Below are 16,210 nucleotides of genomic sequence, written 5' to 3'. Positions count from 1 at the left end.
AGCATATGCCAAACGTCAAAGAAATTACAAGAGAGTCATGGATTTTAGCTACTTTCCCAGAGTGGGGAACATGGTTGAACGAAGAAATCGAAGAAGAAGTCGTACCTGAAGGCAACTTTGCCATGTGGTGGTTAGGCAATTGTGGTACTTGGATTAAGACACCAGGTGGTGCTAACGTTGTCATGGACCTTTGGTCAAACCGTGGAAAATCAACCAAAAAAGTGAAAGATATGGTTCGTGGGCACCAAATGGCAAATATGGCAGGTGTTCGTAAGTTGCAACCAAACTTGCGTGTTCAGCCAATGGTTATCGATCCATTTGCTATCAACGAACTAGACTATTACTTAGTTTCACATTTCCACAGTGATCATATCGACCCATACACAGCTGCAGCAATTCTCAACAATCCTAAGTTAGAGCATGTTAAGTTTATCGGTCCTTACCACTGTGGACGAATCTGGGAAGGATGGGGTGTTCCAAAAGAACGTATCATCGTTGTGAAGCCAGGTGACACTATCGAATTAAAAGATATGAAGATTCATGCAGTAGAATCATTTGACCGTACTTGCTTGGTAACTCTTCCAGTGAACGGTGCTGATGAGACAGGCGGTGAACTTGCTGGCTTAGCTGTTACAGATGAAGAAATGGCTCAAAAGGCTGTTAACTATATCTTTGAAACACCAGGTGGAACCATCTATCATGGTGCAGATTCTCACTTCTCAAACTATTTTGCAAAACATGGTAAAGACTTTAAAATTGATGTTGTTTTGAATAACTATGGTGAAAACCCAGTAGGTATCCAAGATAAAATGACATCTATCGACCTTCTTCGTATGGCAGAAAATCTGCGTACCAAAGTCATTATCCCAGTTCACTATGATATCTGGTCTAACTTCATGGCTTCTACTAATGAGATTCTAGAACTTTGGAAAATGAGAAAAGATCGCTTGCAATACGATTTCCATCCATTTATCTGGGAAGTTGGCGGTAAGTACACTTATCCTCAAGATCAACACTTAGTAGAATACCATCATCCACGTGGTTTTGATGATTGTTTTGAACAAGACTCTAACATTCAATTTAAAGCTTTGCTATAATATAAAAATATTCTTTGGAGGTTATCCGTATGTTGCATGATACGGATAATTTTCATATAATAGTAGAATAGAATGTGTGATCCAATAATCACCTCAAATAGAAAGGAAATTCTATGTCAAATCTATCTGTTAATGCAATTCGTTTCCTAGGTATTGACGCCATTAATAAAGCCAACTCAGGTCACCCAGGTGTGGTTATGGGAGCAGCTCCGATGGCTTACAGCCTCTTTACAAAACAACTTCGTATCAATCCAGCTCAACCAAACTGGATTAACCGCGACCGCTTTATTCTTTCAGCTGGTCATGGTTCAATGCTCCTGTATGCCCTTCTTCACCTCTCTGGCTTTGAAGATGTCAGTATGGATGAAATCAAGAGCTTCCGCCAATGGGGTTCTAAAACACCAGGCCACCCAGAATTTGGTCATACAGCAGGGATTGATGCTACTACTGGACCTCTAGGACAAGGAATCTCAACTGCTACTGGTTTTGCCCAAGCAGAACGTTTCTTGGCAGCCAAATACAATCGCGAAGGCTACAATATCTTTGACCACTATACTTATGTTATCTGTGGAGACGGAGACTTGATGGAAGGTGTCTCAAGCGAGGCGGCTTCATACGCAGGTTTGCAAAAACTTGATAAATTGGTTGTTCTTTATGATTCAAATGACATCAACTTAGATGGTGAGACAAAGGATTCCTTTACAGAAAGTGTTCGTGACCGTTATAATGCCTACGGTTGGCATACAGCCTTGGTTGAAGATGGAACAGACTTGGAAGCAATCCATGCTGCTATCGAAACAGCTAAAGCTTCAGGTAAACCATCTTTGATTGAAGTGAAGACGGTTATTGGATACGGTTCTCCAAACAAACAAGGAACTAATGCTGTACACGGTGCCCCTCTTGGAGCAGATGAAACTGCAGCAACTCGTCAAGCCCTTGGTTGGGACTACGAACCATTTGAAATTCCAGATCAAGTATATGCTGATTTCAAAGAACATGTTTCAGACCGTGGCGCATCAGCTTATCAAGCTTGGACAAAACTAGTTGCTGACTATAAAGAAGCTCATCCAGAATTGGCTGCAGAAGTAGAAGCTATCATCGATGGACATGATCCAGTTGACGTGACTCCAGCAGACTTCCCAGCCTTAGAAAATGGCTTCTCTCAAGCAACTCGTAACTCGAGCCAAGATGCCTTGAATGTTGTAGCTGCTAAGTTGCCAACTTTCTTGGGTGGATCAGCTGACCTTGCTCACTCAAACATGACTTATATCAAGACTGATGGACTTCAAGACGATGCTAATCGCTTGAACCGTAATATTCAGTTTGGTGTTCGTGAATTTGCAATGGGAACGATCTTGAACGGGATGGCTCTTCACGGTGGACTTCGTGTATACGGTGGTACTTTCTTCGTCTTCTCTGACTATGTGAAGGCAGCTGTCCGTTTGTCAGCCTTGCAAGGTCTTCCTGTGACTTATGTCTTTACCCACGATTCTATTGCGGTAGGGGAAGATGGCCCAACGCACGAACCCGTTGAGCACTTAGCAGGTCTTCGTGCCATGCCAAATCTAAATGTTTTCCGTCCAGCAGATGCGCGTGAAACTCAAGCAGCTTGGTACCTTGCCGTGACAAGTGAGAAAACCCCAACTGCCCTTGTCTTGACACGTCAAAACTTGACTGTCGAAGAAGGAACAGACTTTGACAAGGTTGCAAAAGGTGCCTATGTTGTTTATGAAACTGCAGCAGACTTTGATACCATCTTGATTGCGACAGGTTCAGAGGTTAATCTAGCTGTCTCAGCTGCCAAAGAATTGGCTAGTCAAGGTGCAAAAGTCCGCGTAGTCAGCATGCCATCTACAGATGTCTTTGATAAACAAGATGCAGCATACAAGGAAGAAATTCTTCCAAATGCAGTCCGCCGTCGTGTTGCAGTCGAAATGGGTGCAACTCAAAACTGGTACAAATATGTTGGTCTTGATGGTGCCGTTCTAGGTATTGATACCTTCGGAGCCTCTGCCCCAGCACCAAAAGTATTGGCAGAATATGGCTTTACTGTAGAAAACCTTGTAAAAGTTGTTCAAAACTTGAAATAATCCTAAAAATCAGGGCGCAAGCTCTGGTTTTTCTTACTAGAAAAGCAAGGTACAATCTTGTAAAAGTAGCTGAAATTTGATATAGTAGTCCTATGTAAAAGACAAAGGAGAATATAATGGAATCACAATATACATTTTTAATCATTCTTGTGGCTATGGTGGGCTTGATGTTCTTTACGCAACGCTCTCAAAAGAAACAAGCACAAAAGCGTATGGAAAGCTTAAATAAACTGCAAAAAGGCTATGAAGTGATTACAATCGGTGGACTTTATGGAACAGTCGATGAAGTAGATACTGAGAAGAGAACGATTGTTCTTGATGTAGATGGAGTTTACTTGACTTTTGAACTAGCTGCTATCAAGACAGTATTGCCGCTGAAAGAAACAGCTTCACTCGAAGGCGCAATTGAAAAATAAGGCGGGATCACGAACTCCCGTTTTTCTGTAAAAGAAAGGAAATGGGATGAAAAAACTAGTCTTTGTCTGTCTGGGAAATATTTGCCGTAGCCCTATGGCCGAGTTTGTTATGAAATCAATGACAGATAATTATGAAATCCAAAGTCGAGCGACTTCCTCTTGGGAACATGGCAATCCGATTCATAAGGGAACTCAAGGGATTTTTCAAGAGTATGAGATTCCTTATGAAAAAGGCAAGACATCGCTTCAGATTAGTAAGGAAGATTTTGAATCCTTTGATTATATTATCGGAATGGATGCTTCAAATGTTTCTGACTTACGTCAGATGTGTCCAGCAGACTGTCAAGATAAGATTTACTCATTCGCATCTGAAAGTGTTCCAGATCCTTGGTATACAGGAGATTTTGAAGAAACCTATCGACGTGTTCAAGAGGGCTGTCAAGCTTGGCTAGAACGTTTAGAAAAGGAGAGTGAAGGTGGAAAATCTTAAGAATTTTTACGAGAAGTATCGTGTCTATCTGACTCGTCCACGTTTAGAGCTTTTGGCAGTAGTTACGATTGTTTTTTGTGCTGTACTCGTCTTTTTTCTAAATATTCCCGGAAAAGGTGTCTTAAAACTCGATAATGGAAATATTGTTTACGATGGCAGTCTTGTCCGTGGTAAAATGAATGGACAAGGTACCATCACCTTCCAAAATGGAGACCAATATACAGGTGGCTTCAACAATGGAGCCTTCAACGGAAAAGGTACCTTTCAATCTAAAGAAGGCTGGACCTACGAAGGGGATTTTGTAAATGGTCAAGCTGAAGGAAAAGGGAAACTAACAACAGAACAAGAAGTCGTTTATGAAGGGACTTTTAAACAAGGCGTTTTTCAACAAAAATAAAGCCTCCTTATCAAAGGAGGTATTGTTAGAATGTTTAAGTAAGCGCTTACCTGCAAATCCCTTTCTTTCCAAGTCCCTCTTCCAAGCAAGTTTGTGAAATAAAAAAATATTTGAAATAAATTTCACAAACTTTAAAGAAAAAGGCTAATAAGCAAAGATAATAACAAACATTTCACAAGGTGCTAAAAATTCTTTGTGAAATGTTTATGAAACTGTTTACAAAGTTGAAATAATGCGTTATAATAAACTTGTGAAAAAATTAACAAAGGATTGAATCCTTGAAAGCTATGGAGGAAAATATGGCTGATAAAAAAACTATGACACCAGAGGAAAAGAAACTCGCTGCTGAAAAGCATGTCGATGGGTTGGTGCAAAAAGCTCTCGTTGCCCTTGAAGAAATGCGTAAGTTGGATCAAGAGCAAGTTGATTACATTGTAGCCAAAGCATCAGTAGCAGCTTTGGATGCCCACGGAGAATTGGCTTTACATGCCTATGAAGAAACAGGACGTGGTGTATTTGAAGACAAAGCAACTAAGAACTTGTTTGCTTGTGAACACGTAGTAAACAACATGCGCCACACTAAAACAGTTGGCGTTATCGAAGAAGACGATGTAACAGGTTTGACTCTTATCGCTGAACCAGTTGGCGTTGTTTGTGGTATCACTCCAACAACAAACCCAACATCAACAGCAATCTTCAAATCATTGATTTCATTGAAGACACGTAACCCAATCGTCTTTGCTTTCCATCCATCAGCACAAGAATCATCTGCTCATGCAGCTCGTATCGTTCGCGATGCAGCTATCGCAGCTGGAGCTCCTGAAAACTGCGTACAGTGGATCACTGAACCATCTATGGAAGCAACTAGTGCTCTTATGAACCACGAAGGTGTTGCGACAATCCTTGCAACAGGTGGTAACGCAATGGTGAAGGCTGCGTACTCATGTGGTAAACCAGCTCTTGGGGTAGGTGCCGGAAATGTTCCAGCTTATGTTGAAAAATCAGCTAACATCCGTCAAGCAGCACACGATATCGTCATGTCTAAATCATTTGATAACGGTATGGTCTGTGCATCTGAACAAGCAGTTATCATTGATAAAGAAATTTACGATGAATTTGTAGCAGAGTTCAAATCTTACCACACTTACTTTGTAAACAAAAAAGAAAAAGCTCTTCTTGAAGAGTTCTGCTTCGGCGTCAAAGCAAACAGCAAAAACTGTGCTGGTGCAAAATTGAACGCTGACATCGTTGGTAAACCAGCAACTTGGATTGCAGAACAAGCAGGATTTACAGTTCCAGAAGGAACAAACATTCTTGCTGCAGAATGTAAAGAAGTTGGTGAAAATGAGCCATTGACTCGTGAAAAATTGTCACCAGTTATCGCAGTTTTGAAATCTGAAAGCCGTGAAGATGGTATTACTAAGGCTCGTCAAATGGTTGAATTTAACGGTCTTGGACACTCAGCAGCTATCCACACAGCTGACGAAGAATTGACTAAAGAATTTGGTAAAGCTGTTAAAGCTATTCGTGTTATCTGTAACTCACCTTCTACTTTCGGTGGTATCGGGGACGTTTACAATGCCTTCTTGCCATCATTGACACTTGGATGTGGTTCTTACGGACGCAACTCAGTTGGGGATAACGTTAGTGCCATTAACCTCTTGAACATCAAAAAAGTCGGAAGACGGAGAAATAACATGCAATGGATGAAACTTCCTTCAAAAACATACTTTGAACGTGATTCAATTCAATACCTTCAAAAATGTCGTGACGTTGAACGTGTCATGATCGTTACTGACCATGCCATGGTAGAGCTTGGTTTCCTTGATCGTATCATCGAACAACTTGATCTTCGTCGCAATAAGGTTGTTTACCAAATCTTTGCTGATGTGGAACCAGATCCAGATATCACAACTGTAAATCGTGGTACTGAGATTATGCGTGCCTTCAAACCAGATACAATTGTCGCTCTCGGTGGTGGATCTCCAATGGATGCTGCTAAAGTAATGTGGCTCTTCTATGAACAACCAGAAGTGGACTTCCGTGACCTTGTTCAAAAATTCATGGATATCCGTAAACGTGCCTTCAAGTTCCCATTGCTTGGTAAGAAGACTAAATTCATCGCGATTCCAACTACATCTGGTACAGGATCTGAAGTAACACCATTTGCCGTTATCTCTGATAAAGCAAATAACCGTAAATACCCAATCGCCGACTACTCATTGACACCAACTGTGGCAATCGTAGACCCTGCTTTGGTATTGACAGTTCCTGGATTTGTTGCTGCGGATACTGGTATGGACGTATTGACTCACGCGACTGAAGCTTACGTATCACAAATGGCTAGCGACTACACTGACGGTCTTGCACTTCAAGCCATCAAACTTGTATTCGAAAACCTTGAAAGCTCAGTTAAGAATGCAGACTTCCACTCACGTGAGAAAATGCATAATGCTTCAACAATCGCTGGTATGGCCTTTGCTAATGCCTTCCTAGGTATTTCTCACTCAATGGCCCATAAGATTGGTGCGCAATTCCACACAATCCACGGTCGTACAAATGCTATCTTGCTTCCATATGTCATTCGCTACAACGGTACACGTCCAGCTAAGACAGCAACATGGCCTAAGTACAACTACTACCGTGCAGATGAAAAATACCAAGATATCGCACGCATGCTTGGCCTTCCAGCTTCTACACCAGAAGAAGGGGTTGAATCTTACGCAAAAGCTGTCTACGAACTTGGTGAGCGCGTAGGTATCCAAATGAACTTCAAGGCACAAGGAATCGATGAAAAAGAATGGAAAGAACATTCTCGTGAATTGGCCTTCCTTGCTTACGAAGACCAATGTTCACCAGCTAACCCACGTCTTCCAATGGTTGACCATATGCAAGAAATCATCGAAGATTCTTACTATGGCTACAAAGAAAGACCAGGACGCCGTAAATAATTGTTATCAGCCTAGAGGCAGGAGAAATCCTGTCTCTTTTTTTGTAATTCTATTTGAAAAATGGTATAATCATCGCATATATTTATTTGAAAATCAAATCTTTAATAATCATGCGAGGGGCGAATGAACAAGATAAATGAGTTAGGGGATAAAGTGCGACTTTTAAGAGAGGAGAAAGGACTTAGTCGTCCAGTTTTTTGCGGGGATGAGTCTGAATTATCAGTCCGTCAGCTGGTGCGGATAGAAAAAGGAGAATTTCGCCCGACGATAAAAACACTAGAATATATTGCAGAACGATTAGAAATTCCGTCCTATGTCTTGATGCCAGATTATAAGGAATTGCCTAAACGCTACCAAGAATTAAAGTACTTTCTTTTACATCATCCTGACTATGGAGACAAGGAGTTGCAGGAACAAAAGGAAGAATATTTCGATGAGATTTTTGAGAATTTTTATGATGATTTGCCACGTGATGAGAAGATGATAGTGGATTGTCTTCAAGCAATAGATGAAGTGAGAGCGACGGATAATGAACAGTATGGAATAGCACTTTTAGATGAATCTTTTGAGGAACTATGGAATCAAAGAGAATTTTCCTTTTCAGACCTTTTAAAAATTAGATTGTATTTTTTGTGTAGTTATTTAGAAAATATAAAAAAAGGACAGTTATCTATTAGCGAACAGCAGAAACTTCAATTAATGTTTCAAAAAGTGTGTAATAACGTAGAAAATAGCGGTACAGATGATTTATTTCTTGTTCGTGATGTATTATTTGCAGGGCTGGGAAGTTGTGAATTATTGAATGACTTAGAGTTATTTAAGTTAGCTGTGGAAAAACTTAATTGGGTTTCTGAAAAAACACGAGATTTTCAAAAGCAACCGATTGTCTTGATGGTGGAGTGGAAATATTATCTTCAGACTGATTATGATACGGCAAAACAAAAGTATGAAGAAGCAAAAATGATGGCGAGGATGTTTGGTAATGAGCAGTTAATTGTTAGTTTAGATAAGGAATGGAGTGAAGACTTAGAAAGGTATTGCTAAATGATTTATAGGAGTGACATTTCTGTCATTGGGGAAATGTCGCTTTTTTGTTAAAATGAATTTTATACTCAATGAAAATCAAAGAGCAAACTAGGAAACTAGCCGCAGGCTGTACTTGAGTACGGCAAGGCGACGTTGACGTGGTTTGAATTTGATTTTCGAAGAGTATTACTTGCTATACATCCAGAAGCAAACTCGGCAATAGAGAGAAAATTCTAAGTAGTAGGCCTATAGGGTCAATCAACTTGAAGGATTTTCTATCAGTACGATGTATGACGATAACGGTTTTAAATAAGGGGGAAAGAATGTCCATTTTATCCATTAAAAATATTTCAAAGTTTTACACTTTGGACGGTAAACATCAAGAGCAGGCTCTAAGAAATATAAACCTGCAGATTGCAAAAGGTAAAATTACAGCGATTTACGGGCCGTCAGGCTGTGGCAAAACCAGTCTACTAAACATCATCAGCGGTTTAGATAGACAATATGAAGGAGATTTAGAGTTTAAAGGGGAATCACTCCGTGACTTATCAGAGATTGAACTAACTCAATTTCGTAAAGATAAGATTGGATTTGTGTTTCAAAACTTTAACCTCATTCCTCATCAGTCTGTCTTGGACAATGTCAAGCTACCTCTCTATGTCAAAGATTTATCTGACAGGGAGATGACAATGATTGCAAAGGAGCAATTAAGTAACTTGGGCATGGAGCCTTTTATTTCTAAAAATGTTAAACAGCTTTCTGGCGGGCAAAAGCAACGTGTAGCAATCGCGCGTGCCTTGGTAAATCAGCCTGATATGATTGTGGCAGATGAACCAACGGGTTCGCTGGATTCTCAATCCCAAGAAATGGTATTGGAAGTATTTAAAAATTTAGCCCAAACAGGGAAAACAGTATTGATTGTAACCCATAATCCAGAGGTTGCCGAATATGCAGATGTGATTATCAAAATGAAGGATGGTGAAGTCGTTGAAGAAGTCAAAAAATAAAGGATTATCATTGAAAAATAAATTCAAACTTTCTTTAAATAACTTTATGGAAAGAAAGTGGCGTAACCTATTGATTGCGCTAGCAACCTCAATCGGTTTTGTAGGAGTCTTAATTTCTTTCGGCTTGGGAAATGCTTTGATTTCGATGATTGATGAAAATACGAATGGAGGTCAAATTCCTTCTCAAGTTCAGATTGCTTTAAACACAAAAAATGTTGGACGAGGCTTTTTGAACCAAGATGATAAGAACTATATCACGGATACAGTTGGGAAAGAAGCTATTAAATATTTGGAGAGTCCTTTTGGGATGACCATGTCAAATATGACTATAGATGGGCAAGAAATGGATCTGAGTCAAACGATGCCTTCTTATGCTCAAGTAGTGAGTCTCTATGAGGATACAAGTATCTCTGTTAGTAGTAATGAGACGGACAAAGTGTTGGCTGGATCCCTCTATACTGATACAAATGAACAGGGATTAACGATTCCAAGCAGTTTACTAAAAAATTGGAATGAACAGACAGGAAACAATCTGACAGCTACTGATCTTATTGGCAAATCAGTTTCAGCCAGCATTGTAGAAAATGCTGCTGAAGCTAGCAAGACTGCTCAATTTCAAACGAAGATTGTACGTGTAATCAATGATGAAGATGACATGGAGGACAGCAACAGTTTCATGCCGTCTCATCAAATGGAAACGATTTTGAAAGAAGCTGGATTTACAAAAGCTGTATCTTATTTTATCTTGGAACTCAAAGATCCATCACAAACAAAAGCGATAACAGAAGAATTGCAGAAAAACAAGAAGTATACTGTTCTTTCTCAACAGAAGGTTCTTGATATTGTGATTACTTTTATTCGTGTCATTCAGGGATTGTTGATTGTACTTTCATCACAAGCTATTGTGGTAGCAGCGGTCATGATTGGTATCATCATTTACATCAATATCATGCAACGTTCTAAGGAAATAGGCGTCATGAAGGCAGTTGGTTATCAAAATCGTGATGTCAAAGGAATTTTTATTTACGAGGCTATCTGGATTGTAGGAATCGCCTTGCTACTGGCCTTTTTGGTAGCACAAGGGGTGGGAAGTTTGGCGAATGCAATTGTAAGTCACTTTTACCCATCCATCACTAAGGTTTTTGAATTAAATTTGTTATCTGTTTTAGGAACTCTAGTTTTCGCTCTCTTGCTTGGCTATGTATCAGCCTACTTCCCAGCGCGTAAAATTAGTAAAATGGATCCTGTAGAATCGCTACGATATGAATAGTAAGGGATTCCTTGATTTACAGTTTTAAAAAGAAACTAACATAGAAAAACAATGCCCGTACTTGCAATTAAACTTAAATAGTTATATAATAGGTTTGTTGAAAGGTGATTTGTAGTGATTCAAGTTACTCTTTTCACAATAAAAATTTCATGATTTTCATAAGGAGGAAATCACTAATGGTAGTTAAAGTTGGTATTAACGGTTTCGGACGTATCGGTCGTCTTGCTTTCCGTCGTATCCAAAACGTAGAAGGTGTTGAAGTTACTCGTATCAACGACCTTACAGATCCAGTTATGCTTGCACACTTGTTGAAATACGACACAACTCAAGGTCGTTTCGACGGTACTGTTGAAGTTAGAGAAGGTGGATTTGAAGTTAACGGTAAATTCATCAAAGTTTCTGCTGAACGTGATCCAGAACAAATCGACTGGGCTAACGACGGTGTAGAAATCGTTCTGGAAGCTACTGGTTTCTTTGCTAAGAAAGCAGCTGCTGAAAAACACTTGCACGCTGGTGGAGCTAAAAAAGTTGTTATCACTGCTCCTGGTGGAAACGACGTTAAAACAGTTGTATTCAACACTAACCACGACGTTCTTGACGGTACTGAAACAGTTATCTCAGGTGCTTCATGTACTACAAACTGCTTGGCTCCTATGGCTAAAGCTCTTCAAGATAACTTTGGTGTTGTAGAAGGATTGATGACTACTATCCACGCTTACACTGGTGACCAAATGATCCTTGACGGACCACACCGTGGTGGTGACCTTCGCCGTGCTCGCGCTGGTGCTGCAAACATCGTTCCTAACTCAACTGGTGCTGCAAAAGCTATCGGTTTGGTTATCCCTGAATTGAACGGTAAACTTGATGGATCTGCACAACGCGTTCCAACTCCAACTGGATCAGTTACTGAATTGGTAGCAGTTCTTGAAAAGAACGTTACTGTTGATGAAGTGAACGCAGCTATGAAAGCAGCTTCAAACGAATCATACGGTTACACAGAAGATCCAATCGTATCTTCAGATATCGTAGGTATGTCTTACGGTTCATTGTTTGACGCAACTCAAACTAAAGTTCTTGACGTTGACGGTAAACAATTGGTTAAAGTTGTATCATGGTACGACAACGAAATGTCATACACTGCACAACTTGTTCGTACTCTTGAATACTTCGCAAAAATCGCTAAATAATTCTTGAGTCGATAAAAAGCAAGGCCTCGTGGTCTTGCTTTTCTTATATGGAAAAATGGATGACGGAATCATCCATTCTTTTTTAATTCTCTTTCGAAAGTATCTGAAAGTGCATTGAAGCTTAATTTCTCTAGAGTAAGCGGATGGGTAAAGGACAGTCGAAAGGCGTGGAGCATAAGCCGACTTGTTTTTGATTTACTATTATAGAGAGGGTCACCCAGGATAGGAAGATTATGATGCGAAAGGTGCACACGAATCTGATGGGTTCGCCCTGTCTTTAGCTTGCAACGAACCAAGGAAGTTTTGTTTGGGAATTGCTTTAATCTGCTTACATGTGTTTCAGCATATTGCCCATTTTTTGTATCAACTACTCGTTTTCTGCGATCATGGCGATCACGTCCGATTTTGTCTTTGAAAACAAGTTCTTTGCTGCTGATATTTCCGTCAACGAGTGCCCAATATTCTCTAGAAATCTCTTTTTTCTCCAATAAGCGATTGAGAATGGGCAGGATAAAAGGATTTTTGGCAAAGAGAACTAAACCACTGGTTTCCATGTCCAGACGATGAACGACATAGCAGGTTTGGCCAACATAGGCACTGACATGGTTAAGAAGGGCGATTTCGTTTGGCTGATTACCATGTGTTTTCATCCCCTCTGGTTTGTTGACAATAATCAAGTGTTGATCTTGATAAACTTCCTGAATGAGGTTTGGGTTGCCCCAAGGAATTTCTTTTTCGGGATAATCTTCTTCGTCAAAAGTCAATTGGCAAACATCTCCAGGATTTACCATCTCGTTCCAATGAACTTCTCGCTGATTAATCAAAATGTGTTTCTTGATTCTCAAAAAATGACGGATTTTTCTAGGGATGAGGAGTTGCTCCTCTAGTAATTGCTTAACCGTCATTGGAGGTAAAGAGGCGGGTAATGTAAATGTGAATTTCATACAGATATTGTAACAAAAAAAGTCCTATTTTGATAGGAAATAGCTAAATTCTTGTCTTCCTATGATGAAGATGATAAAATAAACGCATGAAATTAGATAAATTATTCGAGAAATTTCTTTCTCTTTTTAAAAAAGAAACAAGTAAATTAGAGGACTCTGATTCTACTAGCTTACGTCGCTCTCGTAGTGATCGAAAAAAATTAGCCCAAGTAGGTCCAATTCGAAAATTCTGGCGTCGCTATCATCTAACAAAGATTGTCCTTATACTAGGTTTGAGTGCAAGCTTGCTAGTTGGAACCTATTTGTTTGCTGTAGCCAAGTCAACCAATGTCAATGATTTGCAAAATGCCTTGAAAACTCGAACTCTCATTTTTGACCGTGAAGAAAAGGAGGCTGGTGCCTTGTCCGGTCAAAAAGGAACTTATGTTGAATTGACTGATATCAGTAAAAATTTGCAGAATGCCGTTATTGCGACAGAAGACCGTTCTTTTTATAAAAATGACGGGATTAACTATGGTCGTTTCTTCTTGGCTATTGTCACTGCTGGTCGTTCAGGTGGTGGCTCTACTATTACCCAACAGTTGGCTAAAAACGCCTATTTGTCACAGGATCAAACTGTTGAGAGAAAAGCGAAAGAATTTTTCTTGGCTTTAGAATTGACTAAAAAATATAGTAAGGATCAGATCCTAACCATGTACCTTAACAATGCTTATTTTGGAAATGGTGTGTGGGGTGTAGAAGATGCGAGTAAGAAATACTTTGGAGTTTCTGCGTCAGAAGTGACTCTGGATCAAGCTGCGACTCTGGCAGGGATGCTCAAAGGGCCGGAACTGTATAATCCTTTGAATTCCGTACAAGATTCGACTAATCGTCGCGACACTGTCTTACAAAATATGGTTGCAGCGGGTTACATTGATAAAAACCAAGAAACCGAAGCTGCAGAAGTTGATATGACTTCGCAATTGCACGATCAGTATGAAGGAAAAATCTCAGATTACCGCTATCCTTCTTACTTTGATGCGGTGGTTAATGAAGCTGTTTCTAAGTATAATCTAACAGAGGAAGAAATCGTAAATAATGGCTACCGCATTTACACAGAGCTGGACCAAAACTACCAAGCAAATATGCAGGTTGTCTATGAAAATACAGCGCTATTTCCGAGGGCAGAGGATGGAACATTTGCTCAATCAGGAAGTGTCACTCTCGAACCGAAAACAGGAGGAGTTCGTGGAGTTGTCGGTCAAGTTGCTGACAATGATAAAACTGGATTCCGGAATTTCAACTATGCAACTCAATCAAAACGTAGCCCTGGCTCTACAATTAAGCCTTTAGTTGTTTATACGCCAGCAGTTGAAGCAGGTTGGGCTTTGAATAAGCTCTTGGATAACCATACCATGCAGTATGACAGCTATAAGGTTGATAACTATGCAGGAATTAAAAAGAGTCGAGAAGTTCCCATGTATCAAGCCTTGGCAGAATCGCTTAATCTACCTGCTGTTGCTACTGTTAATGATTTGGGCCTTGATAAGGCTTTTGAGGCAGGCGAAAAATTTGGACTCAACATGGATAAGGTCGACCGTGTTCTTGGTGTCGCCTTGGGAAGTGGCGTCGAAACCAATCCTCTGCAAATGGCTCAAGCATATGCTGCCTTTGCAAATGAAGGTTTAATGCCGGAAGCTCATTTTATTAGTAGAATTGAAAATGCTAGTGGTCAGGTTATTGCGAGTCATAAAAATTCACAAAAACGGGTGATTGATAAAGCTGTAGCTGACAAGATGACTAGTATGATGTTGGGGACATTCACTAATGGAACCGGTATTAGTTCATCGCCTGCAGACTATGTCATGGCAGGAAAAACTGGAACAACTGAAGCTGTTTTCAATCCGGAGTACACAAGTGACCAGTGGGTAATTGGTTATACTCCGGATGTGGTGATTAGTCACTGGCTTGGTTTCCCGACCACTGATGAAAATCACTATCTAGCAGGATCTACTTCAAACGGTGCAGCCCATGTCTTCAGAAATATTGCAAATACCATTTTACCTTATACACCAGGAAGTACCTTTACAGTTGAAAATGCTTATAAGCAAAATGGAATTGCACCAGCCAATACAAAAAGACAAGTACAAACCAATGATAATAGTCAGACAGATGATAATTTGTCTGATATTCGAGGACGTGCGCAAAGTCTAGTAGATGAGGCTAGCCGGGCTATCTCAGATGCGAAGATTAAGGAAAAGGCTCAAACAATATGGGATTCGGTAGTCAATCTATTTCGCTAAGATGCTTGTCAAAGCCTAGCTTTCTTGTTATAATAGATAAGATGGAGGCGTTATGGCACTAAAAAAAGCAAGCCTAGCTTGTGCGGTTTGTGGTTCGAGAAACTATTCAATCAAGATTAGTGGAAACCCCAAGCCTACACGACTAGAAGTAAATAAATTTTGTAAGCATTGTGGCAAGTACACTACACACAGAGAAACGAGATAGGAGAGAGCGATGCGTTTTATTGGAGATATTTTTAGACTTCTTAAAGACACAACATGGCCAACTCGCAAGGAAAGCTGGAGAGATTTTCGTTCTATTATGGAATACACAGCTTTCTTTGTAGTAATTATTTACATTTTTGACCAGTTGATTGTTTCAGGTTTGATTCGATTTATTAACATTTTTTAGAAGGCTAGTGGAGTTAATTACACTAGAAATCTTCTATTTATGAAAGGAAATATCATGGATAGTTTTGATAAAGGGTGGTTTGTTTTACAAACTTATTCTGGTTATGAAAATAAGGTAAAAGAAAATCTATTACAACGTGCACAAACCTACAATATGTTGGATAATATTCTACGCGTTGAAATTCCAACACAAACAGTGCAAGTTGAAAAAAATGGAAAGAGAAAAGAAGTAGAAGAAAATCGCTTTCCAGGTTATGTTCTTGTAGAAATGGTCATGACAGATGAAGCTTGGTTTGTTGTTCGAAACACACCAAATGTTACAGGATTCGTCGGATCTCACGGAAATAGATCAAAACCAACTCCATTATTGGAACAAGAAATTCGTGATATCTTGGTTTCTATGGGACAAACTGTACAAGAGTTTGATATCGATGTTGAAGTTGGTCAAACGGTACGTATTATTGATGGAGCTTTTGCAGATTATACCGGTAAGATTACGGAGATTGATAACAATAAAGTGAAGATGATTATCTCTATGTTTGGTAATGACACAGTTGCAGAAGTAAACCTAAACCAAATCGCAGAATTGTAACCCCAAGAGAGGCAAGACCTCTCTTTTTTGTGCAGTTTAGATGGTGTAGGGAACAGAATGGGGGAAATGTG

15 protein-coding genes are annotated in these 16,210 nt (G+C 39.8%); 14 read left to right on the top strand and 1 reads right to left on the bottom strand.

Translation table 11 applies throughout. The annotated features are described in order from the left end of the window. Nucleotides 1-5 precede the first annotated feature (5 nt). From ulaG to gap, 10 genes are all read left to right on the top strand, one after another. Nucleotides 6-1,097 (top strand): L-ascorbate 6-phosphate lactonase, encoded by a 1,092-nt coding sequence (ulaG, locus tag SMSK597_RS11400; protein ID WP_001134227.1) that lies wholly within the window; start codon nt 6-8, stop codon nt 1,095-1,097. A 113-nt stretch (nt 1,098-1,210) separates the two neighbouring features. After that, nucleotides 1,211-3,187: a transketolase gene (gene tkt / locus SMSK597_RS11395; RefSeq protein ID WP_000067882.1), complete on the top strand. Its 1,977-nt coding sequence runs from the start codon at nt 1,211-1,213 to the stop codon at nt 3,185-3,187. A gap of 116 nt (nt 3,188-3,303) precedes the next feature. Next, nucleotides 3,304-3,603 (top strand): preprotein translocase subunit YajC, encoded by a 300-nt coding sequence (yajC, locus tag SMSK597_RS11390; RefSeq protein ID WP_000445811.1) that lies wholly within the window; start codon nt 3,304-3,306, stop codon nt 3,601-3,603. 46 nt (nt 3,604-3,649) lie between these two features. Continuing rightward, nucleotides 3,650-4,093: a low molecular weight protein-tyrosine-phosphatase gene (locus tag SMSK597_RS11385; RefSeq protein WP_000737442.1), complete on the top strand. Its 444-nt coding sequence runs from the start codon at nt 3,650-3,652 to the stop codon at nt 4,091-4,093. Then, nucleotides 4,080-4,490, top strand: a complete 411-nt coding sequence (locus SMSK597_RS0103140; RefSeq protein ID WP_000429318.1) for an MORN repeat-containing protein — start codon at nt 4,080-4,082, stop codon at nt 4,488-4,490. Before SMSK597_RS11385 ends, SMSK597_RS0103140 begins: the two co-directional genes overlap by 14 nt. A gap of 299 nt (nt 4,491-4,789) precedes the next feature. Continuing rightward, nucleotides 4,790-7,441, top strand: coding sequence for a bifunctional acetaldehyde-CoA/alcohol dehydrogenase (gene adhE / locus SMSK597_RS11380; protein WP_000763946.1), 2,652 nt, complete (start codon nt 4,790-4,792; stop codon nt 7,439-7,441). 123 nt (nt 7,442-7,564) lie between these two features. Beyond that, nucleotides 7,565-8,485, top strand: a complete 921-nt coding sequence (locus tag SMSK597_RS11375) for a helix-turn-helix transcriptional regulator (RefSeq protein ID WP_001033776.1) — start codon at nt 7,565-7,567, stop codon at nt 8,483-8,485. A gap of 305 nt (nt 8,486-8,790) precedes the next feature. After that, nucleotides 8,791-9,474 (top strand): ABC transporter ATP-binding protein, encoded by a 684-nt coding sequence (locus SMSK597_RS11370; RefSeq protein ID WP_004238499.1) that lies wholly within the window; start codon nt 8,791-8,793, stop codon nt 9,472-9,474. Then, nucleotides 9,443-10,744, top strand: coding sequence for an ABC transporter permease (locus SMSK597_RS11365; RefSeq protein ID WP_176602566.1), 1,302 nt, complete (start codon nt 9,443-9,445; stop codon nt 10,742-10,744). The genes SMSK597_RS11370 and SMSK597_RS11365 overlap by 32 nt, the downstream gene beginning before the upstream one ends. Nucleotides 10,745-10,920: 176 nt before the next feature. Beyond that, nucleotides 10,921-11,931, top strand: coding sequence for a type I glyceraldehyde-3-phosphate dehydrogenase (gene gap, locus SMSK597_RS11360; RefSeq protein ID WP_000260687.1), 1,011 nt, complete (start codon nt 10,921-10,923; stop codon nt 11,929-11,931). A gap of 68 nt (nt 11,932-11,999) precedes the next feature. Here the strand turns inward: gap and SMSK597_RS11355 are convergent, their stop codons facing one another. Then, nucleotides 12,000-12,875, bottom strand: a complete 876-nt coding sequence (locus tag SMSK597_RS11355; protein WP_080551672.1) for an RluA family pseudouridine synthase — start codon at nt 12,873-12,875, stop codon at nt 12,000-12,002. A gap of 86 nt (nt 12,876-12,961) precedes the next feature. Here SMSK597_RS11355 and pbp2a point away from each other — a divergent pair, with 86 nt between their 5' ends. The 4 genes from pbp2a to nusG are packed head-to-tail and all read left to right on the top strand — an operon-like array spanning nt 12,962 to nt 16,139. Continuing rightward, nucleotides 12,962-15,157 (top strand): penicillin-binding protein PBP2A, encoded by a 2,196-nt coding sequence (gene pbp2a / locus SMSK597_RS11350; protein ID WP_000762653.1) that lies wholly within the window; start codon nt 12,962-12,964, stop codon nt 15,155-15,157. A gap of 52 nt (nt 15,158-15,209) precedes the next feature. After that, a complete protein-coding gene (gene rpmG / locus SMSK597_RS11345) occupies nt 15,210-15,362 on the top strand; it encodes a 50S ribosomal protein L33 (RefSeq protein WP_001809375.1) in 153 nt (50 codons plus the stop codon). Between the two features lie 9 nt (nt 15,363-15,371). Then, nucleotides 15,372-15,548 (top strand): preprotein translocase subunit SecE, encoded by a 177-nt coding sequence (gene secE / locus SMSK597_RS11340; RefSeq protein ID WP_001210991.1) that lies wholly within the window; start codon nt 15,372-15,374, stop codon nt 15,546-15,548. Between the two features lie 54 nt (nt 15,549-15,602). Next, entirely contained in the window at nt 15,603-16,139 is a 537-nt protein-coding gene (gene nusG / locus SMSK597_RS11335; RefSeq protein WP_000376740.1) for a transcription termination/antitermination protein NusG, read from the top strand. Nucleotides 16,140-16,210: the final 71 nt, after the last annotated feature.

Origin of the sequence: Streptococcus mitis SK597, from assembly GCF_000148545.1 — a bacterium.
Lineage (GTDB): Bacteria > Bacillota > Bacilli > Lactobacillales > Streptococcaceae > Streptococcus > Streptococcus mitis_C.
The sequence above is the reverse complement of the archived record's forward strand: the minus strand, read 5'-3'. Positions and strand labels throughout refer to the sequence as shown.